The organism is Burkholderiales bacterium (assembly GCA_023511995.1).
Taxonomy (GTDB): domain Bacteria; phylum Pseudomonadota; class Gammaproteobacteria; order Burkholderiales; family Thiobacteraceae; genus Thiobacter.
On record JAIMAL010000009.1, the window covers coordinates 73,089 to 96,876 of the forward strand.

General features: G+C 63.9%; 41 protein-coding genes. 8 read left to right on the top strand and 33 right to left on the bottom strand.

Translation table 11 applies throughout. From position 1 onward, the window contains the following. Nucleotides 1–363: 363 nt before the first annotated feature. Nucleotides 364–813 carry a single-stranded DNA-binding protein gene (ssb, locus tag K6T56_06460; protein ID MCL6555985.1) on the bottom strand — a complete coding sequence of 150 codons (450 nt, stop codon included), beginning with the start codon at nt 811–813 and terminating at the stop codon, nt 364–366. Next, on the bottom strand, nt 797–2,191 hold the full coding sequence (locus K6T56_06465) for an MFS transporter (GenBank protein MCL6555986.1): 1,395 nt from the start codon (nt 2,189–2,191) through the stop codon (nt 797–799). The genes ssb and K6T56_06465 overlap by 17 nt, the downstream gene beginning before the upstream one ends. Before the next feature lie 96 nt (nt 2,192–2,287). Between K6T56_06465 and uvrA the strand changes: the two genes are divergently transcribed. The 8 genes from uvrA to K6T56_06505 all read left to right on the top strand — a co-directional run bounded on the left by uvrA (nt 2,288) and on the right by K6T56_06505 (nt 8,668). Further along, a complete protein-coding gene (gene uvrA / locus K6T56_06470; protein ID MCL6555987.1) occupies nt 2,288–5,110 on the top strand; it encodes an excinuclease ABC subunit UvrA in 2,823 nt (940 codons plus the stop codon). An 83-nt stretch (nt 5,111–5,193) separates the two neighbouring features. After that, complete coding sequence (locus tag K6T56_06475; GenBank protein ID MCL6555988.1) at nt 5,194–5,715, top strand: alpha/beta fold hydrolase; 522 nt, start codon at nt 5,194–5,196, stop codon at nt 5,713–5,715. Nucleotides 5,716–5,896: 181 nt separating this feature from the next. Then, entirely contained in the window at nt 5,897–6,388 is a 492-nt protein-coding gene (locus tag K6T56_06480; protein ID MCL6555989.1) for a hypothetical protein, read from the top strand. Nucleotides 6,389–6,550: 162 nt separating this feature from the next. After that, nucleotides 6,551–6,832, top strand: a complete 282-nt coding sequence (locus K6T56_06485) for a hypothetical protein (protein MCL6555990.1) — start codon at nt 6,551–6,553, stop codon at nt 6,830–6,832. A gap of 25 nt (nt 6,833–6,857) precedes the next feature. Next, a complete protein-coding gene (locus K6T56_06490; protein MCL6555991.1) occupies nt 6,858–7,073 on the top strand; it encodes a hypothetical protein in 216 nt (71 codons plus the stop codon). Nucleotides 7,074–7,128: 55 nt separating this feature from the next. Continuing rightward, nucleotides 7,129–7,389, top strand: coding sequence for a hypothetical protein (locus K6T56_06495; GenBank protein ID MCL6555992.1), 261 nt, complete (start codon nt 7,129–7,131; stop codon nt 7,387–7,389). A 214-nt stretch (nt 7,390–7,603) separates the two neighbouring features. Continuing rightward, nucleotides 7,604–8,128 (top strand): DUF3617 domain-containing protein, encoded by a 525-nt coding sequence (locus K6T56_06500; GenBank protein ID MCL6555993.1) that lies wholly within the window; start codon nt 7,604–7,606, stop codon nt 8,126–8,128. Nucleotides 8,129–8,422: 294 nt separating this feature from the next. Then, a complete protein-coding gene (locus K6T56_06505) occupies nt 8,423–8,668 on the top strand; it encodes a MoaD/ThiS family protein (protein MCL6555994.1) in 246 nt (81 codons plus the stop codon). Nucleotides 8,669–8,686: 18 nt separating this feature from the next. On the opposite strand, the gene K6T56_06510 is transcribed toward K6T56_06505, so the two are convergent. The 31 genes from K6T56_06510 to K6T56_06660 all read right to left on the bottom strand — a co-directional run. Beyond that, nucleotides 8,687–9,415, bottom strand: coding sequence for an SAM-dependent chlorinase/fluorinase (locus K6T56_06510; GenBank protein MCL6555995.1), 729 nt, complete (start codon nt 9,413–9,415; stop codon nt 8,687–8,689). Nucleotides 9,416–9,664: 249 nt separating this feature from the next. After that, the gene (rplQ, locus tag K6T56_06515; GenBank protein MCL6555996.1) at nt 9,665–10,054 is read right to left on the bottom strand and encodes a 50S ribosomal protein L17; all 390 of its coding nucleotides are present in this window, start codon (nt 10,052–10,054) and stop codon (nt 9,665–9,667) included. A gap of 26 nt (nt 10,055–10,080) precedes the next feature. Beyond that, the gene (gene rpoA / locus K6T56_06520; GenBank protein MCL6555997.1) at nt 10,081–11,070 is read right to left on the bottom strand and encodes a DNA-directed RNA polymerase subunit alpha; all 990 of its coding nucleotides are present in this window, start codon (nt 11,068–11,070) and stop codon (nt 10,081–10,083) included. A 68-nt stretch (nt 11,071–11,138) separates the two neighbouring features. After that, nucleotides 11,139–11,768 (bottom strand): 30S ribosomal protein S4, encoded by a 630-nt coding sequence (gene rpsD, locus K6T56_06525; GenBank protein MCL6555998.1) that lies wholly within the window; start codon nt 11,766–11,768, stop codon nt 11,139–11,141. A 15-nt stretch (nt 11,769–11,783) separates the two neighbouring features. After that, nucleotides 11,784–12,176 carry a 30S ribosomal protein S11 gene (rpsK, locus tag K6T56_06530; GenBank protein MCL6555999.1) on the bottom strand — a complete coding sequence of 131 codons (393 nt, stop codon included), beginning with the start codon at nt 12,174–12,176 and terminating at the stop codon, nt 11,784–11,786. A gap of 36 nt (nt 12,177–12,212) precedes the next feature. Further along, entirely contained in the window at nt 12,213–12,575 is a 363-nt protein-coding gene (gene rpsM / locus K6T56_06535) for a 30S ribosomal protein S13 (GenBank protein MCL6556000.1), read from the bottom strand. Between the two features lie 91 nt (nt 12,576–12,666). Further along, nucleotides 12,667–12,780, bottom strand: a complete 114-nt coding sequence (gene rpmJ, locus K6T56_06540) for a 50S ribosomal protein L36 (protein ID MCL6556001.1) — start codon at nt 12,778–12,780, stop codon at nt 12,667–12,669. Between the two features lie 49 nt (nt 12,781–12,829). Then, nucleotides 12,830–13,048: a translation initiation factor IF-1 gene (infA, locus tag K6T56_06545; GenBank protein MCL6556002.1), complete on the bottom strand. Its 219-nt coding sequence runs from the start codon at nt 13,046–13,048 to the stop codon at nt 12,830–12,832. A 12-nt stretch (nt 13,049–13,060) separates the two neighbouring features. Then, the gene (gene secY / locus K6T56_06550; protein ID MCL6556003.1) at nt 13,061–14,386 is read right to left on the bottom strand and encodes a preprotein translocase subunit SecY; all 1,326 of its coding nucleotides are present in this window, start codon (nt 14,384–14,386) and stop codon (nt 13,061–13,063) included. Between the two features lie 9 nt (nt 14,387–14,395). Continuing rightward, nucleotides 14,396–14,830 (bottom strand): 50S ribosomal protein L15, encoded by a 435-nt coding sequence (rplO, locus tag K6T56_06555; GenBank protein MCL6556004.1) that lies wholly within the window; start codon nt 14,828–14,830, stop codon nt 14,396–14,398. A 1-nt stretch (nt 14,831) separates the two neighbouring features. Next, nucleotides 14,832–15,020 carry a 50S ribosomal protein L30 gene (gene rpmD, locus K6T56_06560; GenBank protein MCL6556005.1) on the bottom strand — a complete coding sequence of 63 codons (189 nt, stop codon included), beginning with the start codon at nt 15,018–15,020 and terminating at the stop codon, nt 14,832–14,834. A 3-nt stretch (nt 15,021–15,023) separates the two neighbouring features. Further along, the gene (rpsE, locus tag K6T56_06565; protein MCL6556006.1) at nt 15,024–15,530 is read right to left on the bottom strand and encodes a 30S ribosomal protein S5; all 507 of its coding nucleotides are present in this window, start codon (nt 15,528–15,530) and stop codon (nt 15,024–15,026) included. Between the two features lie 12 nt (nt 15,531–15,542). Continuing rightward, nucleotides 15,543–15,896, bottom strand: coding sequence for a 50S ribosomal protein L18 (gene rplR / locus K6T56_06570; protein ID MCL6556007.1), 354 nt, complete (start codon nt 15,894–15,896; stop codon nt 15,543–15,545). 12 nt (nt 15,897–15,908) lie between these two features. Then, nucleotides 15,909–16,442, bottom strand: a complete 534-nt coding sequence (rplF, locus tag K6T56_06575) for a 50S ribosomal protein L6 (GenBank protein MCL6556008.1) — start codon at nt 16,440–16,442, stop codon at nt 15,909–15,911. Between the two features lie 12 nt (nt 16,443–16,454). Continuing rightward, nucleotides 16,455–16,850 carry a 30S ribosomal protein S8 gene (rpsH, locus tag K6T56_06580; protein ID MCL6556009.1) on the bottom strand — a complete coding sequence of 132 codons (396 nt, stop codon included), beginning with the start codon at nt 16,848–16,850 and terminating at the stop codon, nt 16,455–16,457. An 11-nt stretch (nt 16,851–16,861) separates the two neighbouring features. Beyond that, nucleotides 16,862–17,167 (bottom strand): 30S ribosomal protein S14, encoded by a 306-nt coding sequence (gene rpsN / locus K6T56_06585; protein ID MCL6556010.1) that lies wholly within the window; start codon nt 17,165–17,167, stop codon nt 16,862–16,864. A gap of 7 nt (nt 17,168–17,174) precedes the next feature. Beyond that, nucleotides 17,175–17,714 (bottom strand): 50S ribosomal protein L5, encoded by a 540-nt coding sequence (gene rplE, locus K6T56_06590; GenBank protein MCL6556011.1) that lies wholly within the window; start codon nt 17,712–17,714, stop codon nt 17,175–17,177. Between the two features lie 9 nt (nt 17,715–17,723). After that, nucleotides 17,724–18,041 (bottom strand): 50S ribosomal protein L24, encoded by a 318-nt coding sequence (rplX, locus tag K6T56_06595; GenBank protein ID MCL6556012.1) that lies wholly within the window; start codon nt 18,039–18,041, stop codon nt 17,724–17,726. Nucleotides 18,042–18,050: 9 nt separating this feature from the next. After that, complete coding sequence (gene rplN, locus K6T56_06600; GenBank protein MCL6556013.1) at nt 18,051–18,419, bottom strand: 50S ribosomal protein L14; 369 nt, start codon at nt 18,417–18,419, stop codon at nt 18,051–18,053. A gap of 197 nt (nt 18,420–18,616) precedes the next feature. Then, the gene (gene rpsQ / locus K6T56_06605) at nt 18,617–18,883 is read right to left on the bottom strand and encodes a 30S ribosomal protein S17 (protein MCL6556014.1); all 267 of its coding nucleotides are present in this window, start codon (nt 18,881–18,883) and stop codon (nt 18,617–18,619) included. Further along, entirely contained in the window at nt 18,880–19,074 is a 195-nt protein-coding gene (gene rpmC, locus K6T56_06610) for a 50S ribosomal protein L29 (protein MCL6556015.1), read from the bottom strand. The genes rpsQ and rpmC overlap by 4 nt, the downstream gene beginning before the upstream one ends. An 11-nt stretch (nt 19,075–19,085) precedes the next feature. Then, on the bottom strand, nt 19,086–19,502 hold the full coding sequence (gene rplP, locus K6T56_06615; GenBank protein ID MCL6556016.1) for a 50S ribosomal protein L16: 417 nt from the start codon (nt 19,500–19,502) through the stop codon (nt 19,086–19,088). Continuing rightward, the gene (gene rpsC / locus K6T56_06620; protein ID MCL6556017.1) at nt 19,486–20,196 is read right to left on the bottom strand and encodes a 30S ribosomal protein S3; all 711 of its coding nucleotides are present in this window, start codon (nt 20,194–20,196) and stop codon (nt 19,486–19,488) included. The genes rplP and rpsC overlap by 17 nt, the downstream gene beginning before the upstream one ends. Before the next feature lie 12 nt (nt 20,197–20,208). Further along, complete coding sequence (gene rplV / locus K6T56_06625) at nt 20,209–20,541, bottom strand: 50S ribosomal protein L22 (GenBank protein MCL6556018.1); 333 nt, start codon at nt 20,539–20,541, stop codon at nt 20,209–20,211. Nucleotides 20,542–20,553: 12 nt separating this feature from the next. Next, complete coding sequence (gene rpsS / locus K6T56_06630; protein MCL6556019.1) at nt 20,554–20,832, bottom strand: 30S ribosomal protein S19; 279 nt, start codon at nt 20,830–20,832, stop codon at nt 20,554–20,556. Between the two features lie 13 nt (nt 20,833–20,845). Then, entirely contained in the window at nt 20,846–21,673 is an 828-nt protein-coding gene (gene rplB, locus K6T56_06635; protein ID MCL6556020.1) for a 50S ribosomal protein L2, read from the bottom strand. 20 nt (nt 21,674–21,693) lie between these two features. Then, a complete protein-coding gene (rplW, locus tag K6T56_06640) occupies nt 21,694–21,993 on the bottom strand; it encodes a 50S ribosomal protein L23 (protein ID MCL6556021.1) in 300 nt (99 codons plus the stop codon). Continuing rightward, entirely contained in the window at nt 21,990–22,610 is a 621-nt protein-coding gene (gene rplD / locus K6T56_06645) for a 50S ribosomal protein L4 (protein MCL6556022.1), read from the bottom strand. The genes rplW and rplD overlap by 4 nt, the downstream gene beginning before the upstream one ends. Continuing rightward, complete coding sequence (gene rplC / locus K6T56_06650) at nt 22,610–23,254, bottom strand: 50S ribosomal protein L3 (protein ID MCL6556023.1); 645 nt, start codon at nt 23,252–23,254, stop codon at nt 22,610–22,612. Before rplC ends, rplD begins: the two co-directional genes overlap by 1 nt. Before the next feature lie 75 nt (nt 23,255–23,329). Then, entirely contained in the window at nt 23,330–23,638 is a 309-nt protein-coding gene (rpsJ, locus tag K6T56_06655; protein ID MCL6556024.1) for a 30S ribosomal protein S10, read from the bottom strand. 74 nt (nt 23,639–23,712) lie between these two features. Beyond that, nucleotides 23,713–23,788 (bottom strand): elongation factor Tu (locus K6T56_06660; protein ID MCL6556025.1); only part of this gene is annotated, 76 nt, incomplete at its 5' end.

Genomic DNA, 23,788 nt, shown 5'->3' on the forward strand with positions numbered 1-23,788 from the left:
TCAAGACGCCGAGTCAGTCGGCGAGCTTGCGGTTGAAGAGGGCGAGATCGGCAAAGAGCAGATCCTCGTGGTCATCCACGAAGGACTCTTGGATCGTGCGATTGAAGCGAGCGCCTGGCGTTCATCTTGGGCGTCTTGGGGGGTGTACCCGCACCCGATGCCGCGATCCTCGAGGAGGCGGGCGAAGTCGGCTTCGAACTCGGTGCCGTTGTCAGACAGCATCGTCGTGGGGCTCTGGGGCAGCAAGGACAGGCCCGAATCAAGGGCGCGGGCGGTGTGTCGGGCGTGCTTGGAGGGCGGCCCCACGGCAAAAGGCAAAGTGTGAGACCGGATCGATGAGTATTTCGAAAACCCCGTATATCCCTAGAAGGGGATGTCGTCTTCGAAATCCTCGAAATCCCCGGCTTTTTTCGTGGGCTTGGCGGCCGGCGCGCCTGCCGCCGAGGGAGCGGGGCGCGCCTCCGCCTCGACGGCGACACCATTGCGGCTGCCCAGCATCTGCATGCGGTCGGCGATGATTTCCGTGGTGTAGCGGTCCTGCCCCTCCTTGTCCTGCCACTTGCGGGTCTGCAGGCGGCCTTCCACGTAGACCTGGCTGCCCTTCTTCAGGTACTCGCCGGCAATCTCGGCGGTCTTGCCGAAGAACACCACCCGGTGCCATTCGGTGCGCTCCTGTTTTTCGCCGTTTTTGTCCTTCCAGGTATCGGTGGTGGCCAGGCGAATGCTGGTGACCGCATCGCCACCGGTCGTATAGCGCACCTCCGGATCGGCCCCCAGGTTGCCGATGAGGATGACTTTATTCACGGATGCCATGGTTCTGTTCCTCCTCGATCAATTTCATCACGCCCGCCTCGTCCCAGCCCCGCAGGTCCACCTTGAGCATGGCCACGCCCTCTTCACCCACCACGACCGCCTCGGAAACCCCGGGGAGGGCGGCAAGCCGCCTGGACAATTCGGCAGCGCGCCCGGCATCCATCTCCCGCACGTGGAAAAGCCGGGTGCGCACGGCGGGGGGACGTTCCATGCGGCTGGCTGACGCGAGCCACAGGCCGATCAAGGCGCTGCAGAACAAAAAAACGGCAGACGGGCCGTAGTGCTGGGACAGGGCGCCGCCCACCGCCCCGCCGAGGAACATGCCGAAGGACTGGGAGGCATTATACACCCCCATGGCCGTCCCCTTCGCCGAGGCAGGGGCGATCTTGGAAATGAGGGAGGGCAGGGTCGCTTCCAGCAGGTTGAAGGCGACGAAATAGGCGGTGAGCAGTGTAACCAACGCCCTGAAGTCATCGATCAGGGCAGCAAGCAACAACTGGGTAACAAGCATAAGGGCGATGGCGCCGAGAAAGACCTCCTTGAGCTTGAGCCGGCGCTCGCCATAGAGGATGGCGGGGATCATGAGCAGGAAGGAGATCACCATGATGGGCAGATAGATCATCCAGTGATGGTTCTGGTCGATGTTGCCCGTCTTTTTCAGGGCCAGGGGCACCACCACGAAGAGGGCCATCTGCGCCGCATGCAGGGCGAAGATGCCGAAATTGAGGCGTCTGAGCTCGGCATGGCGCAGCACATCCTTTAGCCGTGCCGGCGCCACCTCCGCATCCGAGTGGAAGCGGCTCGTCCGCGGCTCCGGCACCAGGAAGCGGACCACGCCCATCGCCGCCAGGGCCAGCACGCCGGTCAGGGCGAAAATCCCGGGGATGCCGATCAGGTGGTAGAACGCCGGCCCCGCAACCAGGGAAAAGGCGAAGGTGAGGCCGATGGTGCCGCCGATCATGGCCATGGCCTTGGTGCGGTGCTCTTCGCGGGTCAGGTCGGCGAGCAGTGCCGTCACCGCGGCGGAAATGGCGCCCGCCCCCTGGATGGCGCGCCCCAGGATGATGAGGTGGATGTCGTGGCTTGCGGCGGCGATGAAACTGCCCAGGGCGAACAGGGCAAGGCCGAAGTAAATGACCCGCTTGCGGCCGAAGCGGTCGGAGGCCATGCCGAAGGGAAGCTGCAGCACCGCCTGGGTCAGCCCGTAGATGCCCAGCGCAAGCCCCGCCTGGGTGTGCGTGGCACCCAGCTCGTGTTCCGCCCAGACGACGAACACGGGCAGGATGAGGAACATGCCCAGCATGCGCAGCCCGTAGATGGAAGCGAGGCTCAGCGCGGCCTTGAGCTCGAAGGGCGACATGCGCTCGTTGTCGGTCATGGCTTACATCAACGTGGAGGGCGCGGAAAAAAATGCGTATATTAGCAGGTTCGCCCGCGCCCCCATGGCGCAGGCCTTGGACGAGCCGGTCCCCTTATGGAATTCATCAAGATTCGCGGCGCCCGCACCCACAACCTGAAGAACATCAATCTCGACATTCCCCGCAACCGGCTTGTCGTCATCACGGGCCTTTCCGGTTCCGGCAAGTCCTCCCTTGCCTTCGACACGCTCTATGCCGAGGGCCAGCGCCGTTATGTGGAATCCCTTTCGGCCTACGCCCGGCAGTTTTTGCAGATGATGGAAAAGCCCGACGTGGACCTCATCGAGGGGCTGTCACCGGCGATTTCCATCGAACAGAAGGCGACCTCCCACAACCCCCGCTCCACCGTGGGCACCGTCACCGAAATCCACGATTACCTGCGGCTTCTCTATGCGCGCGTGGGCGACCCCTACTGCCCCGAACACCAGGTGCTGCTGTCGGCACAGACGGTGTCGCAAATGGTGGACCAGGTGCTCGCCCTGCCGGCGGATACCCGCCTCATGATCCTGGCGCCGGTGGTGACGGGACGCAAGGGCGAGCATCTGGAGCTCTTCGACGAGTTACGGGCTCAGGGCTTCGTGCGGGTGCGCATCGATGGCCGCACCTACGAAATCGACGCCCTGCCCAAACTGGACAAGAACCGCAAGCACACCATCGAGGTCGTCGTCGATCGCCTCAAGGTGCGGCCGGATGTCAAGCAGCGTCTGGCGGAATCCTTCGAGACAGCGCTGCGCCACGCGGACGGCCGCGCCATTGCAGTGGAAATGGACAGCGGCCGGGAACATCTGTTCTCCGCCCGTTTCGCCTGCCCCATCTGCAACTATGCGCTGCCGGAACTGGAACCGCGGCTTTTCTCCTTCAACAATCCCATGGGGGCCTGTCCCAAATGTGACGGGCTGGGCGTGGTCACCTTCTTCGATCCCAAGCGGGTGGTGGCCTTCCCCCATCTGTCCCTGGCCTCGGGGGCGATCAAAGGCTGGGACCGGCGCAACCAGTTCTACTTCCAGATGCTGCAAAGCCTCGCCCTCCACTACGGCTTCGATCTGGATACCCCTTTCGAGGACCTGCCCAAGCGCATCCAGAACATCCTCCTCTACGGCAGTGGCAACGAGGTCATTGCCTTCAAGTATCTCGCCGAACGGGGCGGCCTCACCACGCGCAAGCATCCCTTCGAGGGCATCCTCCACAACCTGGAGCGCCGCTACCGGGAGACGGACTCGGCAACGGTGCGCGAGGAGCTGGCCAAATATCTCAACACCAAGCCCTGCCCCGAGTGCGAAGGCACACGCCTGCGCCTCGAGGCTCGCCATGTCAAGGTCGGCGGCAAAACCCTCTACGAGGTAAGCCGCATGCCCCTCAAGGAAGCCCTGCCCTTCTTCGAAGGACTGAACTTGGGCGGCGCGCGCCAGGCCATCGCGGAGCGCATCGTGCGGGAAATCGTCTCCCGCATGCGCTTCCTCACCAACGTCGGGCTCGACTATCTGTCCCTGGACCGTTCCGCGGAAACCCTTTCCGGCGGCGAGGCCCAGCGCATCCGGCTTGCCTCCCAGATCGGCTCCGGGCTCACCGGCGTCATGTACGTGCTCGATGAGCCCTCCATCGGCCTGCATCAACGGGACAACGGACGGCTGCTTGCGACCCTGCGCCATCTGCGCGATCTGGGCAACACCGTGATCGTCGTGGAACACGATGAGGAGGCCATCACCATCGCCGACCACGTCATCGACATCGGGCCCGGCGCCGGTGTCCATGGGGGGAGAATCGTGGCCCAGGGCACACCGGAGGAAATCAAGGCCAACCCCGACTCGCTGACCGGCCAGTATCTTTCTGGACGACGCGCCATTGCCATCCCGAAGACACGCCGCGCACCCGACCCCGACCGCTGGCTCGTCCTGCGCGGGGCCCGCGGCAACAACCTGAAAAACGTCACCCTGCGGCTGCCGGTGGGACTGCTCACCTGTATCACGGGTGTCTCCGGCTCCGGGAAATCCACCCTCATCAATGACACCCTCTACCCGGCCGTGGCCCAGCACCTTTACGGCTCCAGTCTGACGCCCGCCCCCTTCGATGAATTGGACGGCCTGGAATTCTTCGACAAGGTCATCGACGTGGACCAAAGCCCCATCGGCCGCACGCCCCGCTCCAATCCCGCCACCTACACGGGGCTGTTCACCCCCATCCGCGAGCTCTTCGCCGGCGTGCCGGAAGCGCGCAGCCGCGGCTACGGCCCCGGGCGCTTCTCCTTCAATGTCAAGGGCGGCCGCTGCGAAGCCTGCCAGGGCGATGGCGTGATCAAGGTGGAAATGCACTTCCTGCCCGACATCTATGTGCCCTGCGATGTCTGCCACGGCAAGCGCTACAACCGGGAGACCTTGGAAATCCGCTACAAGGGTATGACCATCCACGACGTGCTGCAGATGACGGTGGAGGAGGCCCACGAATTCTTCAGCGCCGTGCCGGCGGTGGCACGCAAGCTGGAAACCCTGCTCGATGTGGGCCTGGGCTACATCACCCTGGGTCAGTCGGCCACCACGCTGTCCGGCGGCGAAGCGCAGCGGGTGAAGCTGGCGCTGGAACTCTCCAAGCGCGACACCGGCCGCACCCTCTACATCCTGGATGAGCCCACCACGGGGCTACATTTCCACGACATCGAGCTTTTGCTTTCGGTGGTGCACCGCCTGCGGGACAACGGCAATACCGTGGTCATCATCGAGCACAACCTGGACGTCATCAAAACCGCGGACTGGATCATCGATCTCGGCCCAGAGGGCGGCGAAGGCGGCGGGCAAATCATCACAGAGGGAACGCCGGAGGACGTGGCGAAGTGCGCGACAAGCCACACCGGCAAGTATTTGAAGGCAGTCCTGGCCAAGGGGTGATAACGCTCTGGCCGGCGCAGGCGGGTCAGACCGGCCTTGTTTTGCTTCATGGGAAGCTCGCGAATCCGGGGTCGCCGTTCCATATGCTGGCGCCGCAACTGGAACGGGCGGGCATCCTGGTGGGGACACAGAAAATGCCCTGGTCCAGACAGCGTGCCTTCGACCGCGATTACGCTCAGGCCATGACGGAGATCGACGCCACCGTGGCCCGGCTCCGCGCGCGCGGCGCGACGCGCATCGTCATCGGCGGCCACAGCCTGGGTGCTGCGGCCGCCCTCATCTTTTGCGCGCAGCGCCCCGCCGATGGTCTGCTGCTCCTGGCCCTGGGCCACAGTCCGCAAGCTCGGCGCTTCAGGAACGCTTCGCGGCCAGTGCGGCCCGCGCCCGTCAGGCGGTCGCCGACGGCAAAGGCGAGGAAGCCGACACGTTCGATGACTTCGATTCGAGCAAGACCCCACCCGCCTGCACGATTCGCACCACCACCCGCATTTACCTCAGCTATTTCGACCCCGAAGGCGGCGCCAACACGCTCGATGCGATCCGCCGGCTGCCCGCTGCCCTGCCCCTGCTCTGGATTACGGGCAGCCGCGAAAACGCCGGCCTGAGAAGTTACGGTGAACGTCTGTACGCAGCCGTCGCCACCCCGCACAAACGCTACGCCGAAGTGGAGGCGGGACACGTCGACGTGCCGGGGGTGGCCGGCAGTCTCATCCTCGAATGGCTCGCCACGCTGCCCTGAGCCGCGCGGCATGAGGCGCGGCCGGCTTCGCCAAGGTGGGCGTGCTGATGGCCAGCCGCTCGGCCAGGCCGCTGCACCCGACCAACCCGGACGTAAACCAGTCTTTGTCTCCGAACGACACGGTCCAGTCGCGCCTGCCCGACCCAAGTTGGCTTGAGCGCTGGCTGTCCCAGCAGATCGACTTCGACGAGGGCTGCGAGGCGGAGGTGGCCGCGGGCATTCTGCGCAATCTTCCCAGCCTGTTCGAGCCGCCGTTCGAGACCGTGGCGGATCTCAACCGCGACCACAAGCGGTTCGCCACCTTCGCACAAGGACGGCGCGTGCAGTCTCTTGGTAGGGCGCAAAACTGTCACTTAACAGCGCCACGATGGGCCGCGGCTGGGCCGCGAAGGAAAAACACGGCCACAGCAGCGCACAGCCGAGTGCGCCATGCCAGCCCGTCACCCGACGGCCCACTGGTCGCTTTTTCCAGCACGTCCAGGATTTCCTCCGGCGGCGCCTTTTTGCTCTCTATCGCGACGACGGGTCACTCGTTCTAGAACTGCGGATCGCACGAAAAATGCACTTGGCCGGGAGATATAGCACCAACGGGCTAGCCCCCTTTCCGGCCCCACTTCAGCGGTAGCCGTTTTGGCAGATTTTTTTCTTTTCGCTGGCGCCCACACTTCAGGCTCGAACAAGTCCTTGTGAAGGAGAAAACCATGAACCTGATCCGAACCCTCGTCTGCACCATGAGCCTGCTCGGTTTGCTTGCGCCGGCCTTGCCCGCCGGGGCGCAGGACAGCCAGCTCCTGCCGCAGCCCCGGCACCCGCAGCAGGTGCCGGCATCCGTGACAACCGACCTCTCCGCCGCAAGCGCCACCCGAGAAGCGGCAAGCAATGCGTCCCCCCTTGCCAAAGCGGTCGACGACGTCGCCGCACAACAGCCATCCGATCCGCAACCCTACGTGACCTACGACGGGGCGGAAGGCGTGCAACAGTGAGATTTCACCCCAAGGGAGGCAACCCATGGAACAGGCAGTTGAAACCATCCACATCGAAATCACCGCCGAGGTGAACGAGCGCCGAACGCCGCGGCTCAGACTTGCCCTCGGCGGCAAGGAAGAGACGGCTCTGTATCTCGACTCGCCTCCGGCGCGTGCCCTTGCCGCATATCTGATCCGGCGCGCGGACCGTGTCGATGTGCCAAGCAGCCTGCAGCAAACCCGCGCAGCCGGCGCATAGCAAAGCGGCCGTCCGTGCGGAGCCCAAACCCGTCCACTTTATGAAGGAGACCACCATGAAAACCATTCTGATCACACTGGCCATCGCCAGCCTCATCACGAGCAGCACCGCTCTGGCCTGCGAAAAAGGCGTGCAGCGTGGCTCAAGCACCGAAGTGAAAAATGTCCCCATCGCGCCTGCCGTGCGCACGCCGATAGGGGAAGCCGCCGCGCCCGCGGCCCAGCACGGGGACAAATCGCCACTGCCCGAGACGCAAACTCAGCAGCCGGACCCGCTCTATCTGCCTTATGTGAACAACGGCTGGTACGGCAACTAGGTGGCATGCACGCCCGGGCGGCGAAGGTGGGCGCGGGCATTCTGCGCAACCTGTCCAGGCTGTTGGAACAGCAGTTCTAGACGGTGGCGGATCTCAACCGCGACCGCAAGTGGTTCGCCACCCCGGCACACTGACGGCGGGTGCGTTTGACCACGCGCATGGCACGGGCGTAGACTTGCCAAGCATGCCAACCACACCGCCAAGGGGGCTCGTCATGCGTTTTGCCATCGCTCTTCTCGCTTTCGTCCTTGGTTCGCCTGCCTTCGCCGCGCCGACGGATATGCCTCACCGCAAACCGGGGCTGTGGGAGCTGCGCATGCACAGTCCCGACATGCCACAGCCCATGGTGATGCAGCAGTGCATCGATGAAAAAACCGATGACCTCACGCAGAGCCGGGCCAAGGGCATGGCGGAGCAGAAATGCAGCAAACAAACCGTGCGCCGGGAAGGCGACAAGGTAATCGGTGAATCGGTGTGCAGCGCCGAGGGTTCCACGATCACCACCACCGCCGTGGTTACGGGGGATCTCTCCAAGAGCTACCGCAGCGAAATCACCATGACCTTCTCGCCGCCACTGCGGGGCATGAAGTCTTCCCGGCAGACGGTGGAGGGCAGATGGCTTGGCCCCTGCCAGCCGGGGCAGCGGCCGGGGGATGTCATCATGCCGGGAATGGGCAGCATGAACATCCCCGAGGTGATGAAACACCTTCCCCAGGGCGCGGCGCGGCCACCCCGCTGACCAACCCTTCGCGCCGCGAAGGGTGAAACGGCCCCTCAAACGTATTCCTGCTTTCACCCGCGCCGCACCCGTCCCCTCCCTTCAGAGGAGAGGCGGCGCGTGGTACCCTCTCCCCCTCGCGGCGGCCGGGTGGGCCTTAACCGGATTTTGACCATGAGCCCGGTCTTGCCCTGCCTGGTGCCCATGCAAGCTGCGCCGCATGCGCGGGATCGCCTGCCGCCGCGAAAGGGGCCACGGCCTCACCATGGCGGAAGCGGTGCCCAAGATCACACCCCCTCCCGCGAAGGATGAGCGATGATCAAGGTGTTTTATTTCGCTGCGCTGGTCAATGAACTGGGAACGGCCTACGAAGAGATGACACTGCCGCCGGAGGTGACGACGGTGGAGAAGCTCATCGAGCATCTGCGCGCCCGCGGCGGCGTGTGGGAAACCACCTTCGGTCGCGGGCTGATGCGCATCACCGTGAACAAACAGTTTGCCGAGCTCAGCACGCCCATCGCCAGTGGCGACGAGATCGCCTTCGTCTCGGTGCGGCTTTGAACCTCGCCCCGGCGGGCCTCAGAGCACCCGTACGGCGGTGCCGACGCGGAAGCCCAACTGTGTGGCCGCATGGCCCTGGGCGACGGCAATTCCCACCAGCCCAATGCTGTTGCCATACCAGAAGGGGCGGCCGGGCGGGGCGGCGGAGAAGGTGCGCGCGTGGGGCAGGCGGTAGGTGCCGCACTCGAGCCACGAATCGGGGGCAACACCCGCGGCAGGCAGGCCGGTGATGCCGTTGCCGTAATGGTCCACGTAGATGATGCGGGGCAGGGGACCGGGGGCAAGGAGCACATCGAGGGCCGGCGCCGGTGTGAGATATTCCGCTGGCAGGGTCTGCCGCGCCACCCAGGCGGCGATGGGGGCGAACAGGTCCCGACCGTGGAACGAGGCGGAAAGACTCTCCGGCTGCCACACGATGTGCCAGACCCGTCGCTGCCGGGCCCTTTGCGCCACCACCGACAGCAGGCCGTTGTCCGGGCCGACGAACCAGCGCCCGTCCGCCTGCAGAAGGACGGGGCGGCGGCTGCCGCCAACACCGGGGTCCACCACGGCGAAAAACACATCCCCCACGGCGAAGCGGGGGGCGAGCGCAGCCAGCAGGTGCGCCCCCGCTTCGATGTCATAGGCGGGTACCTCGTGGAGGAGGTCGATGACCGCCACACCCGGTGCCTCTCGCTCGAGTACGGCCTTCACCTGGCCCACGTAAAGGTCGGCCGCGCCGAAATCAGTGAAAAGAAGAATGCTCATGCCGGCTCCTCCGTAAACCCGCCCCTGCCGGGCCGGATGCAGGCTTTTCGCGTCAAGGCTTGCCACCTGCCCGCCCCGGCGGGGACGGCGGCGGTCCTCCCTGACATAAAACAAGGGGAAGCGTTTCCTCGCCCCCCTCTCCCCTCCGGGAAATGCCGTTTCATCATTCAGGAGGGCGAAGCGTCATGATCGCAAACAAGAAAAAAGCCGGAGGGCGTCCGGCTTCTTCCTGCAGCTTCGTGAGCCCCGTTACTCGGCCGCGGGCTCGGCCGCCGTGGGCTGCGGCCGGTCCAGAAGCTCCACATAGGCCATGGGCGCATTGTCCCCCTGGCGGAAACCGCATTTCAGGATGCGCAGGTATCCGCCAGGCCGGTTGCGGTAGCGCGGCCCCAGCTCGTCAAAGAGTTTTACCACCATTTCCCGGTCCCGCAGGCGGGCGAAGGCGAGCCGCCGGTTGGCCAGGGTGGGGTTCTTGCCCAGGGTGATGAGGGGCTCGGCGACCCGGCGCAGCTCCTTCGCCTTGGGCAGCGTGGTCTTGATCGCCTCATGGCGCAGCAGGGCATTGGTCAGGTTGCGCAGCATGGCCAGCCGATGGCTGCTGGTCCGGTTCAGTTTGCGGTTGCCTAGACGGTGACGCATGGTTGCCTATCCTTCTCGTCTTGTGCTTACTTGCCGTGGCGCTCGAGGCCGGGGGGCGGCCAGTTTTCCAGGCGCATCCCCAGGCTCAGGCCATGGGCGGCCAGAACGTCCTTGATCTCGTTGAGGGACTTGCGCCCCAGGTTCGGCGTTTTGAGCAGCTCCGTCTCCGTGCGCTGGATGAGATCGCCGATGTAGTAGATGTTTTCCGCCTTCAGGCAGTTGGCCGAGCGCACGGTGAGTTCCAGATCATCCACCGGCCGCAGCAGGATGGGATCGATGGCCGGCGCCCGGGGCGTTTCGGTGACGGCGGGTGTGCCCTTCAGCTCGGCGAAGACGGCGAGCTGATCCATGAGGATGCGTGCGGCGTAACGCACCGCTTCCTCCGGCTCCAGCACGCCATTGGTCTCGATGTCCATGACCAGCTTGTCGAGGTCGGTGCGCTGCTCGACACGGGCGCTTTCCACCGTGTAGCTGACGCGGCGCACCGGGCTGAAGGAGGCATCGAGGAGGATGTTGCCAATGACATGCTCATGGTCCTCCACCCGACGGGAGGCCACCGGCTGGTAACCGCGGCCCTGCTCCACCTTGAGCTCCATGCTCAGCTCGGTGTTGCCGGTGATGTGGGCGATGACATGCTCCGGGTTGATGATTTCCACATCGTGGGTGGTTTCGATGTCACCGGCGGTGACCACGCCCTTGCCCTTTTTCACCAAGCGCAGGGTGGCTTCGCTTCGGTTGTGGAGCTTAAAGGCGATGCCCTTCAGGTTGAGCAGGATGTCCACCACGTCTTCCTGCACGCCTTCGATGGCCGAGTATTCGTGCAGCACACCATCGATTCTCACCTGCGTGATGGCGTAGCCGGGCATCGAAGAAAGCAGGATACGGCGCAGGGCATTGCCCAGGGTGTGGCCGTAACCGCGCTCGAACGGCTCCATCACGACGCGGGCCCGCAGCGGAGACAGTTGCTCCACGTCCACCACACGCGGCTTCAGGAATTCGGTAGCGCTGCTTTGCATGGATGAGTCCTCGTATCTTTATGGGCAACCCCCGACAATGCACCGGGGTGCCAGAGCGAAAGAAGCGTTTACTTCGAGTACAGCTCGATCACGAGATGCTCGTTGATGGTGGCCGGCAGCTCGGAACGGGCAGGCAGCGCCTTGAACGTGCCCTTGAGTGCCTTGGTATCCACCGAAATCCACTCGGGAAAACCGCGCGCCTCGGCGGCTTCCACGGCGGCCTTGATGCGCAACTGGTTCTTGGCGCGCTCCGCCACTTCCACCACATCACCCGGCCGCACCAGGTAGGAGGGAATGTTGACCCGCTTGCCATTCACCAGGATGCCGTTGTGACGCACGATCTGCCGTGCCTCGGCGCGGGAGGCGCCAAAGCCCATGCGATAGGCGACGTTGTCCAGGCGGCTTTCCAGAATCTGCAGCAGGTTCTCGCCGGTGATGCCTTTGCGGCGGTCCGCCTCGAAGTAATAGCTACGGAACTGGCGCTCCAGCACGCCATAGACGCGGCGCATCTTCTGCTTTTCCCGCAGCTGCTTGCCATAATCGGACAGCCGGGCGCCGCTTCGCTGGCCATGCTGACCGGGCGCATAGCTGCGGCGCTCGATGGCGCACTTGTCAGTGAAGCATTTCTCGCCCTTGAGAAACAGCTTCTCGCCTTCGCGGCGACACTGGCGGCATTTGGGATCGGTATTGCGAGCCACGGTGATTCTCCTGACTTAGACGCGGCGCTTCTTCGGCGGACGGCAGCCGTTGTGGGGAATGGGTGTCACATCCGCGATCTGGGTGATCTTGAAGCCGACGGCATTGAGGGCGCGGACGGCGGACTCCCGTCCAGGCCCCGGACCCTTGATGCGCACCTCAAGGTTTTTCACCCCGTATTCCTGAGCTGCCTTACCCGCCGCCTCGGCCGCCACCTGGGCGGCAAAGGGCGTGGATTTGCGCGAACCCTTGAAGCCGACGCCGCCGGCACTGGCCCAGGCAAGGGCATTGCCCTGGCGATCGGTGATGGTGACGATGGTGTTGTTGAAGGAAGCGTGGATGTGGGCAATACCCTCGGCCACGTTCTTCTTGACCTTTTTACGCACCCGGGTGGTGGTCTTGGTTGCCATAAATGGATTCTTCCTTTGCGTGTCTTACGGCGAGCGTTACTTGCTGGCGCGAATGGCCTTGCGCGGCCCCTTGCGCGTGCGCGCGTTGGTGCGCGTGCGCTGGCCGCGCACAGGCAGGCCGCGGCGATGGCGCTGGCCCCGGTAGCAGCCCAGGTCCATCAGCCGCTTGATGTTCATCGTCACTTCACGGCGCAGATCGCCTTCCACCGTGTACTTGCCCACCTCCTCCCGCAGACGGTCAAGATCACTGTCATTGAGGTCCTTGATCTTGGTGGAGGGGTTCACACCCGCCGCCTCGCAAATCTTGCGGGCGCGCGAGCGGCCGATGCCGTAGATCGCGGTGAGGGCGATCACGGCATGCTGGTGGTTGGGGATGTTCACCCCGGCGATACGGGCCATTCCGTCACTCCTTGCAGCAAGCTTTCCGCAAACCGAAAACTGACAATATTAACAACAACCCCGCTCCCGATCAAGGGAGCGCGCGGCCGCTTCAGCCCTGGCGCTGCTTGTGCCGCGGATCGGCGCAAATCACCCGCACCACGCCCTTGCGGCGCACGATTTTGCACTTGCGGCAGATTTTCTTGACCGAGGCTTGCACTCGCATGCTTTATCTCCTTAGTTCGCACCAGGGCGGCGATCGCCCTGGGGCCCATTCATTTCGCGCGGTAGATGATGCGCCCCCGCGACAGGTCGTAGGGGGTGAGCTCCACCGTCACCTTGTCCCCCGGCAGGATGCGGATGTAATGCATGCGCATCTTGCCGGAGATATAACCCAGAATCACATGGCCGTTTTCCAACTTGACCCGGAAGGTGGCATTGGGGAGCGTTTCCAGCACCTCCCCCTGCATCTGGATCGTATCTTCCTTGGCCATCGCCCTGTCCCGTCAGCGCACGAGACCGCCTTTGAAGTTCGCCTTCTTGAGCAGGCTTTCATACTGATGGCTCAGCATGTAGGCCTGCACCTGCGCCATGAAGTCCATGGTCACCACGACGATGATGAGAAGCGACGTGCCGCCGAAATAGAAGGGCACGTTGTACTTCAGAATCAGGAACTCCGGCAGCAGGCAGATCAGGGTCACATACAGCGCCCCCACCAAGGTGAGCCGCATGGTGATTTTCTCGATATAGCGGGCCGTCTGCTCCCCCGGCCGGATACCCGGCAGGAAAGCGCCGCTTTTCTTCAGGTTCTCCGCCGTCTCCTTGGGATTGAACACCAGGGCCGTGTAGAAGAAACAGAAGAAAATGATCGCCGCCGCATAGAGGATCACATAGAGCGGCTGCCCCGGGGAGAGCATCCCCGCCACGTCCTTGAGCCAGCCCAGCTTCTCACTGCTGCCAAACCAGCCGGCCAGGGTGGCGGGAAAGAGAATGATGCTGGAGGCGAAGATGGGCGGAATCACCCCGGACATGTTGAGCTTCAGCGGCAGATGGGTGCTCTGGCCGGCATAGATGCGGTTGCCCACCTGGCGCTTGGCATAGTTCACGGTGATCTTGCGCTGCCCACGTTCGACGAAAACCACCAGGTAGGTGACCAGCACCACACCGACGAAAATGGACAGCGCCAGGGGGATGGAGAAGGCCCCGGTTCGCACCAGCTCCAGGGTGCCGCCGATGGCCCGCGGCAGGCCGGCGACGATGCCGGCGAAGATGAGGAGCGAAATGCCGTTGCCGATGCCCCGTTCGGTGATCTGCTCACCCAGCCACATGAGGAACATGGTGCCGGCGGTAAGGGTGACCACCGTAGTGATGCGGAACATGACGCCGGGCTCCAACACCAGCCCCGGCTGAGATTCCAGCGCAATGGCAATGCCCAGGGACTGGAAGAGGGCGAGCAGCACCGTGCCGTAGCGGGTGTACTGGGTGATCTTGCGCCGTCCCGCCTCGCCTTCTTTCTTCAGCGCCTCGAGCTGCGGCGAGACCACGGTCAGGAGCTGCATGATGATGGAGGCCGAGATGTAGGGCATGATGCCCAGCGCCAGCACCGAGAAACGGGACAGGGCACCACCGGAGAACATATTGAACATGCCCAGCAGGCCGCTCTGGCTGCCCTCGAAGAGCGCCTTGAGCTGATCGGGATCGATGCCCGGCACCGGGATATGGGTGCCGATGCGGAACACCACCAGCGCGCCCAGCAAGAAAAGCAGGCGACGCTTGAGGTCGCCCAGCTTGGCACCTGCGAAGGCACCGGCTACACCGCTGGCGAGGGCCAAGTTCGCTCCTTACTCGACGATCTTGCCGCCGGCGGCCTCGATGGCCGCCCGCGCACCCTTGGTGACGGCGACACCCTGGACGGTAAGCGGCCGTTCGATGCTGCCCGAGAGGACGATTTTCGCCGCCCGCGCCCGCGCCGGCACCAGGCCCGCCTGCTTGAGGCTGGCGAGGTCCACGGTATCCCCCGGCAGGGACTTGAGGGCGTAGAGCATCACTTCCGCCACTTCACCCTTGCTGGGCGAGACAAAACCCCGCTTGGGCAGTCGACGCTGCAACGGCATCTGGCCGCCCTCGAAGCCCACCTTGTGGAAGCCCCCGGAGCGGGATTTCTGGCCTTTGTGCCCACGGCCGCAGGTCTTGCCCAGACCGCTGCCGATGCCGCGCCCGACGCGCTTGCGGGCACGGTGGGCGCCTGGCGCCGGTTTGATGGTGTTCAGTTGCATGTCAGCCCTCGCACTTCACCAGGTAAGCGACTTTCTTGATCATGCCCCGCACCGCCGGCGTGTCTTCCAGCTCCACCGTGTGGTGTAGACGGCGCAGGCCGAGACCCCGCACACATTCGCGGTGGGACTTGATGGTGCCGATGGTGCTCTTCACCAGCGTGACTTTGATTTTTTTGCCGGAGTCCACCATGGTTCACCCCAGAATCTCTTCCACCCGCTTGCCACGCTTGGCGGCGATGTCGGCCGGCGTGGACTGCTTCAGCAGGCCGTCGAGGGTGGCACGCACCACGTTGTAGGGATTGGTGGACCCGATACACTTGCACAGCACATCGGTCACCCCCATCACCTCGAACACCGCACGCATGGCACCGCCGGCGATGATGCCCGTCCCTTCCGAGGCGGGCTGCATGATCACCTTGGAGGCCCCGTGGTGGCCGATGACCGCGTGGTGCAAGGTCCCGTTCTTGAGGGGGATCTTCACCATGTTGCGGCGGGCCTCCTCCATGGCTTTCTGCACGGCGACGGGCACTTCCTTCGCCTTGCCCTTGCCCATGCCGATGCCACCGTCGCCATCGCCCACCACGGTGAGGGCGGCAAAGCCCAGGATGCGTCCACCCTTCACCACCTTGGTGACGCGGTTCACCGAGATCATCTTTTCACGCAGGCCGTCGCCGCGCTCTTCCGTTTCCATCTTTGCCATGTTCAACCCCGATTAGAACTGCAGACCACCTTCCCGGGCCGCTTCCGCCAGGGCCTTCACGCGCCCGTGATAGCGATAGCCGGAGCGGTCGAAGGCCACCTTCTCGATGCCCAGCGCCTTCGCTCTTTCCGCAATCAGCCTGCCGACGCGGGCGGCAGCAGCTACGTTGCCCCCGTTGGGTACCTCGTTGCGCAACGCCTTGTCCAGGGTGGAGGCAGCCGCCAACACCCTGCTTCCAGAGGGATCGATGATCTGCGCATAGATGTGGCAGTTGGTGCGGTGCACCGTGAGCCGCACCGCCTTGAGCTCAGCGATTTTGGCACGGGTTTTCCGTGCGCGACGCAGACGAGCCTGTTTTTTGTCCATGACGTCAGCCTCTTATTTCTTCTTGGTCTCTTTCAGGAGCACCACCTCGTCCGCATAGCGCACGCCCTTGCCCTTGTAGGGCTCGGGCGGACGGTAGGCGCGGATTTCCGCGGCGACCTGACCGACCACCTGCTTGTCCGCCCCCTTGAGCACGATCTCGGTCTGGCTCGGCGTTTCCACCTTCACGCCGGGCGGCATCTTGTGCTCCACGGGATGGGAAAAGCCCAAAGAAAGGGTCAGCGCATCGCCCTTGGCCTGGGCGCGATAGCCCACCCCGACCAGGGTCAGCCGCCGCTCGAAGCCCTTGGTGACACCGAGCACCATGTTGGCCAGCAGGGCACGCATGGTCCCCGACATGGCATGGGCGGCACGGCCTTCGCCCACCTGTTCCACCTTCAGCCGGTCCCCTTCGCGCGTCACCCGGACCGCCGGATGCTGCCGCTGTTTGAGCGTGCCCAGGGGGCCCTTGACGACGATTTCCTCCGCGCCCAGGGTCACCTCGACCCCGGCCGGGACCTGAATCGGATTCTTTGCGACTCGAGACATGTGGGTCCCCCGTTATGCCACGATGCAGAGGACTTCGCCGCCCACCCCGGCCGCGCGCGCCATGCGGTCGGTCATCACGCCTTTGGAGGTGGAGACGATGGAAATACCCAGCCCATTCATGACCTTGGGGAGGTCCTTCGCGCCCCGGTAGATGCGCAGCCCGGGGCGGGAGACACGCTCGATGCGCTCGATCACCGGGCGCCCGGCGTGATATTTGAGGTTGATGGAAAGCTCCCGCTTGCCATCTATCTCGCGCACGGCGAAATCCTCAATGTAGCCTTCGTCCTTGAGCACTTTGGCGATGGCCACCTTGAGTTTGGACGAAGGCATGGAGACGCTGGCCTTTTGCGCCCGCTGGGCATTGCGGATGCGGGTCAGCATGTCGGAAATGGGATCACTCATGCTCATGCTTCAACCCCTTACCAGCTGGCCTTGATGACACCGGGAATCTGGCCCGAGAGGGCGAATTCGCGAATCTTGTTGCGGCTTAGGCCGAATTTCCGGAAATAGCCCCGCGGCCGCCCCGTCAGCGCACAGCGGTTGCGCAGGCGGACGGGGCTGGCGTTACGCGGCAACTGCTGCAGCTTCATCCGCGCCTCGTAACGCTCCTCGTCGGAGGCCTTGGCGTTGTTGATGATCGCGAACAGTTCCGCCCGCTTGGCGGCATACTTGGCCACCAGCTTGCGGCGTTTCAGTTCACGGTTCTTGAGTGCTAACTTGGCCATGGCAACCTCAGCTCTTGAACGGGAAGCTGAAGGCCGCAAGCAGCGCGCGGCCTTCCTTGTCGGTCTTCGCGGTGGTGGTGATGGTAATGTTCAGACCACGCAGCGCGTCGATCTTGTCATACTCGATTTCCGGAAAGATGATCTGCTCTTTCACGCCCATGTTGAAATTGCCCCGTCCATCGAAGGAACGCGCCGGGATGCCGCGGAAATCCCGAATGCGGGGGATGGCGATGTTGATCAGCCGGTCGAGGAACTCATACATGCGCCCTTTGCGCAGCGTCACCATGCAGCCGATGGGATAGCCCTGGCGGATTTTGAAGGCGGCGATGGATTTGCGCGCCCGCGTGATCACCGGCTTCTGCCCGGCGATCTTGGCCAGGTCGTTCATCGCATGCTCCAGCACTTTCTTGTCGGCAACGGCCTCGCCGACGCCCATGTTGAGGGTGATCTTTTCGATGCGGGGCACTTCCATGACGGACTTGTACCCAAACTCCTTCATCAGCTTGGGCACCACGTGTTCCTTGTAGTACTCTTGCAAGCGAGCCATGGCTTTTCCTTATGCGTCGACCACTTCGCCGTTGGACTTGAAGACGCGCACCTTGCGGCCATCCTCTAGCACCCGGAAGCCCACGCGGTCGCCCTTCTGGGTGACCGGATTGAAGAGCGCCACGTTGGAGACGTGAATGGGCATCTCCTTCTCGATGATGCCCCCGGCCAGCCCGCGCAGGGGATTCGGCTTCTGGTGTTTTTTCACCCTGTTCACACCTTCCACCACCACCCGCTCGTCGTCCACCACGCGCAACACGATACCGCGACGCCCCTTGTCCTTGCCGGTGAGGACGATCACCTCATCCCCTTTTTTGATCTTGCGCATGATTGCTCCTTACAGCACTTCCGGCGCCAGCGACACGATCTTCATGAAACGCTCGGTGCGCAGCTCACGGGTCACCGGCCCGAAGATGCGGGTACCGATGGGCTCCAGCTTGTTGTTGAGCAGGACCGCGGCATTGCCATCGAACTTGATCAGGGAGCCATCCGGGCGGCGCACCCCCTTCGCCGTACGCACGACGACGGCGTTGTAGATTTCGCCCTTCTTGACGCGGCCGCGGGGCGCGGCGTCCTTGACGGTGACTTTGATGATGTCGCCGATACCGGCGTAACGGCGCTTGGAGCCCCCCAACACCTTGATGCACATTACGGTGCGCGCACCGGTGTTGTCGGCGACCTCCAGCATGGATTCGCTCTGAATCATGATTCTCTCTCCAACTTAATCCGTCCCGTGTCACACCGGACACCCCAGGGCCGGGGCGGCCGCGACACAATCAAGCGACGGTCAGTTTTGGGCGGCCCGCCCCGGCCCCGTTGCGGCCCACCGCCAGCAGGGTGAGGGGCCAGGGGCGCGCCAGCGAAAGGGCGAAATTATAGCGCGGCGGCAAAGCCGTCGCAAGGTCAGATGGTCCGCCCTTTTTCGATCAGGCGTGTCACGCGCCATGCCTTGGTCTTGGCGATGGGGCGGCACTCCTGGATTTCGACGATGTCCCCCACGTGGAAGGCGTTGTCCTCGTCATGGGCGTGGTACTTCTTGGAGCGGCGCACGAGCTTGCCGTACTTGGGATGCTTCACCGCGCGCTCCACCAGCACGGTGACGGTCTTGTCCATCTTGTCGCTCACCACGCGACCGGTGAGGGTGCGGCGGTTCTTGGGCGCGTCAGTCATGCTTGCCTCGCTTTTTCCGTCAGCACGGTGCGGATGCGGGCGATGTCCCGGCGCACCTTCCTGAGCTGGTCTGTCTTGGTGGACTGCTGGGTGGCAATCTGCATGCGCAGGCTGAACTGGGCCTTGAGCAGCGAGGAAAGCTCCGCCTTCAGCTCGTCCACGGATTTGGTTCTGAGTTCTGCTGCCTTCATGATCACCTCTTTCAGGCCCCCACCTGCCGGGTCACGAACGTGGTCGGGATGGGCAGTTTGGCCGCCGCGAGACGGAAGGCCTCCCGCGCCAGTTCCTCATTGACGCCATCCATCTCGTAGAGCACCTTGCCCGGCTGGATTTCGGCCACCCAGTATTCGGGGTTGCCTTTGCCGTTACCCATGCGCACCTCGGCAGGCTTCTGGGAAATGGGCTTGTCCGGAAAAATGCGGATCCAGATGCGGCCACCGCGCTTGATGTGACGCGTCATCGCCCGGCGTGCCGCCTCAATCTGACGGGCGGTCAGCCGCCCGCGGCCGGTCGCCTTGAGGCCGAAATCGCCAAAGCTCACCTTGTTGCCGCGGGTAGCCACACCCTTGTTGCGGCCTTTCTGTTCCTTGCGGTATTTCCTTCTAGCTGGCTGCAGCATGTTTCACTCCTGCTTTGCGCGGCTTGTGCTCGGGCGCTACCTTGGTCGGCGCAGCCACCTCGCTGCGACCCACGTTCTCACCCTTGAACACCCAGACCTTGATGCCAATCACGCCATAGGTGGTCTTCGCCTCGCTGAAGCCATAGTCGATGTCGGCGCGCAAGGTGTGCAGGGGCACGCGGCCTTCCCGGTACCACTCCGTGCGCGCGATCTCGATGCCATTCAGCCGGCCCGAGCTCATGATCTTGATGCCCTGGGCCCCCAGACGCATGGCGTTCTGCATGGCCCGCTTCATGGCGCGGCGGAACATGACCCGTTTTTCCAGTTGCTGGGCGATGCTGTCGGCGATGATCTGCGCATCCAGTTCGGGCTTGCGCACCTCCTCGATGTTGACGTGGACAGGTACGTTCATCATTTGTTGCAGCGTGGTGCGCAGTTTTTCGATGTCCTCACCCTTCTTGCCGATGACCACCCCGGGGCGTGCGGTGTGGATGGTGATGCGCGCGTTGCGGGCCGGCCGCTCGATGACGATGCGGGAGATCATGGCATGGGCGAGCTTCTTTTTCAGGAAGTCGCGTACCTTGATGTCCTCGTTGAGCAGCTTGGGGAAATTGCGGCTGTTGGCATACCACTTGGACGCCCAGTTGCGGGTGACGGCGAGGCGGAAGCCAATCGGATTGATCTTTTGTCCCATGGTGGTCCCTCTTTACTCGTCACTGACGGTGACGGTGATGTGGCAGGTGGGCTTGGTGATGCGCACACCCCGGCCTTTTGCCGCGGCCGCGAAGCGCTTGAGCACCGGCCCCTTGTCCACGTAGATGCTCGCCACCTTCAGGGCGTCGATGTCGGCCCCCTCGTTGTGCTCGGCATTGGCAATGGCCGACTCCAGCGCCTTTTTGATCAGCTTGGCCCCCTTCTTCGGGCAGAAGGTCAAGATGTTGAGCGCCTGCTCCACCGGCTTGCCGCGCACCAGATCGGCGACCAGCCGCCCCTTCTGGGGGGAAAGGCGCTGGCCACGCATGACAGCGGAAACTCTCATCGTGCTCTCCTTTTACTTCTTGGCGGCTTTCTTGTCCGCGGCATGGCCCTTGAAGGTCCGCGTCAGGGCAAACTCGCCCAGCTTGTGGCCGACCATGTTTTCCGTGATGAACACCGGCACGTGCTGACGGCCGTTGTGCACGGCGATGGTGAGGCCGACGAAATCGGGCAGGATGGTGGAGCGCCGCGACCAGGTCTTGATGGGCTTCTTGTCGCGGCTAGCATTGGCCGCTTCCACCTTCTTCAGCAGGTGGACGTCGGCAAACGGGCCTTTCTTCAGGGAACGAGCCATAGGAAAACCTCAGTTATTTCTGATAACGACGACGCACGATCATATTGCTGGTGCGCTTGTTGCGCCGCGTGCGGTAGCCCTTGGTCTGCACGCCCCAGGGGCTGACCGGCGGCTGGGCGGCAGCGGTCTTGCCTTCGCCGCCCCCGTGCGGATGGTCGATGGGGTTCATCGCCACACCGCGCACCGTGGGCCGGATGCCCCGCCAGCGGTTGGCGCCCGCCTTGCCGATGGAGCGCAGGTTATGCTCGGCATTGCCCACTTCGCCGATGGTGGCCTTGCAATCCACATGCACCTTACGGATCTCGCCGGAGCGCAGCCGGATCTGCGCGTAGCTGCCCTCGCGCGCCAGAAGCTGCACCGCCGCGCCGGCGGCGCGGGCAAGCTGCGCCCCTTTGCCCGGCTGCATCTCGACACAGTGGATGGTGGTTCCCACCGGGATGTTGCGCAGGGGCAACGCATTGCCCGGCTTGATGGGGGCCTCCGAGCCGCTGATGAGTTCCATGCCCACCGTGACCCCCTTGGGAGCGATGATGTAACGGCGCTCGCCATCGCGATAGCACAGCAGGGCGATGTGGGCACTGCGGTTCGGGTCGTATTCCAGACGTTCCACCTTGGCAGGGATGCCGTCCTTGTCCCGCTTGAAGTCGATGATCCGGTAGTGGTGCTTGTGACCGCCGCCCTGGTGGCGGGTGGTGATGTGGCCGTGATTGTTGCGCCCCGCCTTCTTCGGCTTGGGCTCCGTCAGCGGCTCGTAGGGCCCACCCTTGTACAGGTCCGGGTTGACAACCTTGACCACGGCGCGCCGGCCGGGCGATGTGGGTTTGACTTTGACCAATGGCATTTTGTCTTCTCCTGCGCCACTTATGCCTGCGGACCGGCGAGGTTGATTTCCTGACCCGGCGCAAAGCAGATGTAGGCTTTCTTCCAGTTACGGCGACGCCCGGCAATGCGCCCGAAGCGCTTGCTCTTGCCCTTCACATTCACCACCTGCACGGCCTGCACCTTGGCACCGAAGAGGAGCTCGGCGGCCGCCTTGATCTCCGGCTTGGTGGCGTCCGCGGCGACACGGAAGGGCACCTGGTTGTTGAGGTCACCCACGTAGGTGCCCTTCTCGGAGATCACCGGCGCCAGGATCACTTGCATCAGACGATCGGGGTTCATGCCAGAAGCTCCTCGAATTTTTTCACCGCATTCCTGGTAAGCAGCACATTGGGATAGCGCACCAGGTTGTAGGGGTCGGCATGCTGGGCTTCCAGCACCAGCACGTTGGCCAGGTTGCGCGCGGAAAGGTAAAGGTTCTCGTCCATCTGGTCGGTGACCACCAGCACTTTGTCGAACCCCATCCCTTTCAGTTTCTGTGCCAGCAGCTTGGTCTTCGGCGCCTCCACCTTGAAGTCCTCGACCACGGCAAGCCGCCCCTGCCTGGCCAGCTCGGAGAGGATGGCGCGCATGCCCGCGCGATACATCTTGCGGTTGACCTTATGCGAGAAATTCTCTTCCGGGCTGCTGGGGAAGATCTTGCCGCCGCCGCGCCACAGGGGGCTCGAGGTCATACCGGCGCGCGCCCGTCCCGTTCCCTTCTGCCGCCAGGGTTTGCGCGTGCTGTGGGAGACCGCGGAACGGTCCTTCTGCGCCCGCGTGCCGGTACGCGCATTGGCGAGGTAGGAGGTCACCACCTGGTGCACCAGGGCTTCGTTGTACTCTCGGCCGAAGGTGGTGTCGGAGGCCGGCAGGCTGCCGACCTGCGCACCTTGATCGTTGATCAGTTTCAGTTCCATCACGCACCTGCCTTCACACTGGGACGCACGAGGAGGTCGGAGCCCTTGGCACCGGGAACCGCGCCCTTGATCAGCAGAACCTGTCTTTCCGTATCCACGCGGACGATCTCCAGCTTCTGCACCGTCCGCCGCACCGCGCCCATATGGCCGGCCATGCGTTTGCCCGGGAACACCCGGCCCGGGTCCTGCGCCATGCCGATGGAACCCGGCACGTTGTGGGACAGCGAGTTACCATGGGAGGCGCGCTGGGAGCCGAAGTTGTGGCGCTTGATGGTGCCGGCGAAGCCCTTGCCCTTGGTGATGCCGGTGACGTCCACCAGTTGCCCGGGCTGGAACAGATCGGCGCCGATCACCTTGCCCAGCGTGAATTGGGGCAGATCGGATTCGGCAACCCGGAATTCCCGCACCACATGCCCGGCTTCCACGCCGGCCTTGGCGAAATGGCCGGCCATGGGCTTGGTCACGCGGCTGGCGCGGCGCTTGCCGTAGGTGACCTGCACCGCAGCATAGCCGTCCGTCTGGGGCGTCTTGATCTGGGTCACACGATTGTTGGACACGTCCACCACGGTGACCGGGATGGCGCGGCCGTCGTCGGTAAACAGGCGGGTCATGCCAATCTTGCGACCGACAAGTCCGAGGCTCATGTTCATTTCCTTTTAACCAGGGCCGGTTGCAATTGACCGGCTCGTTTCCCTCGCGCGGGCTGCCCCGCGCACGGTTTACAGTTTGATTTCCACATCCACGCCCGCCGGCAGATCGAGCTTCATCAGCGCATCCACCGTCTTGTCCGTCGGATCGATGATGTCCATCAGACGCAGGTGGGTGCGGATTTCCAGCTGATCCCGCGAAGTCTTGTTGACGTGCGGCGAACGCAGAATGTCGAAACGCTCGATGCGCGTGGGCAGGGGCACGGGACCCTTGACCACGGCGCCAGTGCGTTTCGCGGTTTCCACAATCTCCAGCGCCGACTGGTCGATGAGACGGTAGTCGAACGCCTTGAGACGGATACGGATTTTCTGGCTTTGCATAATTTGCTCGCTTTGCGCCGATGCCCGGTTGGCTGGGGGACAGCCTGCCGCCGCCCCCTCACTTCAGAGCATCCTCACTCGATGATTTTCGACACCACGCCGGCGCCCACCGTCCGCCCACCCTCGCGGATGGCAAAACGCAAACCCTCT

Excerpts from the sequence above, each read along its gene's own strand:
- ssb (MCL6555985.1), bottom strand. The coding sequence starts at position 813 with ATGGCATCCGTGAATAAAGTCATCCTCATCGGCAACCTGGGGGCCGAT.
- K6T56_06465 (MCL6555986.1), bottom strand. The coding sequence starts at position 2,191 with ATGACCGACAACGAGCGCATGTCGCCCTTCGAGCTCAAGGCCGCGCTG.
- uvrA (MCL6555987.1), top strand. The coding sequence starts at position 2,288 with ATGGAATTCATCAAGATTCGCGGCGCCCGCACCCACAACCTGAAGAAC.
- K6T56_06475 (MCL6555988.1), top strand. The coding sequence starts at position 5,194 with ATGCTGGCGCCGCAACTGGAACGGGCGGGCATCCTGGTGGGGACACAG.
- K6T56_06480 (MCL6555989.1), top strand. The coding sequence starts at position 5,897 with ATGGCCAGCCGCTCGGCCAGGCCGCTGCACCCGACCAACCCGGACGTA.
- K6T56_06485 (MCL6555990.1), top strand. The coding sequence starts at position 6,551 with ATGAACCTGATCCGAACCCTCGTCTGCACCATGAGCCTGCTCGGTTTG.
- K6T56_06490 (MCL6555991.1), top strand. The coding sequence starts at position 6,858 with ATGGAACAGGCAGTTGAAACCATCCACATCGAAATCACCGCCGAGGTG.
- K6T56_06495 (MCL6555992.1), top strand. The coding sequence starts at position 7,129 with ATGAAAACCATTCTGATCACACTGGCCATCGCCAGCCTCATCACGAGC.
- K6T56_06500 (MCL6555993.1), top strand. The coding sequence starts at position 7,604 with ATGCGTTTTGCCATCGCTCTTCTCGCTTTCGTCCTTGGTTCGCCTGCC.
- K6T56_06505 (MCL6555994.1), top strand. The coding sequence starts at position 8,423 with ATGATCAAGGTGTTTTATTTCGCTGCGCTGGTCAATGAACTGGGAACG.
- K6T56_06510 (MCL6555995.1), bottom strand. The coding sequence starts at position 9,415 with ATGAGCATTCTTCTTTTCACTGATTTCGGCGCGGCCGACCTTTACGTG.
- rplQ (MCL6555996.1), bottom strand. The coding sequence starts at position 10,054 with ATGCGTCACCGTCTAGGCAACCGCAAACTGAACCGGACCAGCAGCCAT.
- rpoA (MCL6555997.1), bottom strand. The coding sequence starts at position 11,070 with ATGCAAAGCAGCGCTACCGAATTCCTGAAGCCGCGTGTGGTGGACGTG.
- rpsK (MCL6555999.1), bottom strand. The coding sequence starts at position 12,176 with ATGGCAACCAAGACCACCACCCGGGTGCGTAAAAAGGTCAAGAAGAAC.
- rpsM (MCL6556000.1), bottom strand. The coding sequence starts at position 12,575 with ATGGCCCGTATCGCCGGGGTGAACATCCCCAACCACCAGCATGCCGTG.
- rpmJ (MCL6556001.1), bottom strand. The coding sequence starts at position 12,780 with ATGCGAGTGCAAGCCTCGGTCAAGAAAATCTGCCGCAAGTGCAAAATC.
- infA (MCL6556002.1), bottom strand. The coding sequence starts at position 13,048 with ATGGCCAAGGAAGATACGATCCAGATGCAGGGGGAGGTGCTGGAAACG.
- rplO (MCL6556004.1), bottom strand. The coding sequence starts at position 14,830 with ATGCAACTGAACACCATCAAACCGGCGCCAGGCGCCCACCGTGCCCGC.
- rpmD (MCL6556005.1), bottom strand. The coding sequence starts at position 15,020 with ATGGTGGACTCCGGCAAAAAAATCAAAGTCACGCTGGTGAAGAGCACC.
- rpsE (MCL6556006.1), bottom strand. The coding sequence starts at position 15,530 with ATGGCAAAGATGGAAACGGAAGAGCGCGGCGACGGCCTGCGTGAAAAG.
- rplR (MCL6556007.1), bottom strand. The coding sequence starts at position 15,896 with ATGGACAAAAAACAGGCTCGTCTGCGTCGCGCACGGAAAACCCGTGCC.
- rplF (MCL6556008.1), bottom strand. The coding sequence starts at position 16,442 with ATGTCTCGAGTCGCAAAGAATCCGATTCAGGTCCCGGCCGGGGTCGAG.
- rpsH (MCL6556009.1), bottom strand. The coding sequence starts at position 16,850 with ATGAGCATGAGTGATCCCATTTCCGACATGCTGACCCGCATCCGCAAT.
- rpsN (MCL6556010.1), bottom strand. The coding sequence starts at position 17,167 with ATGGCCAAGTTAGCACTCAAGAACCGTGAACTGAAACGCCGCAAGCTG.
- rplE (MCL6556011.1), bottom strand. The coding sequence starts at position 17,714 with ATGGCTCGCTTGCAAGAGTACTACAAGGAACACGTGGTGCCCAAGCTG.
- rplX (MCL6556012.1), bottom strand. The coding sequence starts at position 18,041 with ATGCGCAAGATCAAAAAAGGGGATGAGGTGATCGTCCTCACCGGCAAG.
- rplN (MCL6556013.1), bottom strand. The coding sequence starts at position 18,419 with ATGATTCAGAGCGAATCCATGCTGGAGGTCGCCGACAACACCGGTGCG.
- rpsQ (MCL6556014.1), bottom strand. The coding sequence starts at position 18,883 with ATGACTGACGCGCCCAAGAACCGCCGCACCCTCACCGGTCGCGTGGTG.
- rpmC (MCL6556015.1), bottom strand. The coding sequence starts at position 19,074 with ATGAAGGCAGCAGAACTCAGAACCAAATCCGTGGACGAGCTGAAGGCG.
- rplP (MCL6556016.1), bottom strand. The coding sequence starts at position 19,502 with ATGCTGCAGCCAGCTAGAAGGAAATACCGCAAGGAACAGAAAGGCCGC.
- rpsC (MCL6556017.1), bottom strand. The coding sequence starts at position 20,196 with ATGGGACAAAAGATCAATCCGATTGGCTTCCGCCTCGCCGTCACCCGC.
- rplV (MCL6556018.1), bottom strand. The coding sequence starts at position 20,541 with ATGAGAGTTTCCGCTGTCATGCGTGGCCAGCGCCTTTCCCCCCAGAAG.
- rpsS (MCL6556019.1), bottom strand. The coding sequence starts at position 20,832 with ATGGCTCGTTCCCTGAAGAAAGGCCCGTTTGCCGACGTCCACCTGCTG.
- rplB (MCL6556020.1), bottom strand. The coding sequence starts at position 21,673 with ATGCCATTGGTCAAAGTCAAACCCACATCGCCCGGCCGGCGCGCCGTG.
- rplW (MCL6556021.1), bottom strand. The coding sequence starts at position 21,993 with ATGAACCCCGATCGTCTGATGCAAGTGATCCTGGCGCCGGTGATCTCC.
- rplD (MCL6556022.1), bottom strand. The coding sequence starts at position 22,610 with ATGGAACTGAAACTGATCAACGATCAAGGTGCGCAGGTCGGCAGCCTG.
- rplC (MCL6556023.1), bottom strand. The coding sequence starts at position 23,254 with ATGAGCCTCGGACTTGTCGGTCGCAAGATTGGCATGACCCGCCTGTTT.
- rpsJ (MCL6556024.1), bottom strand. The coding sequence starts at position 23,638 with ATGCAAAGCCAGAAAATCCGTATCCGTCTCAAGGCGTTCGACTACCGT.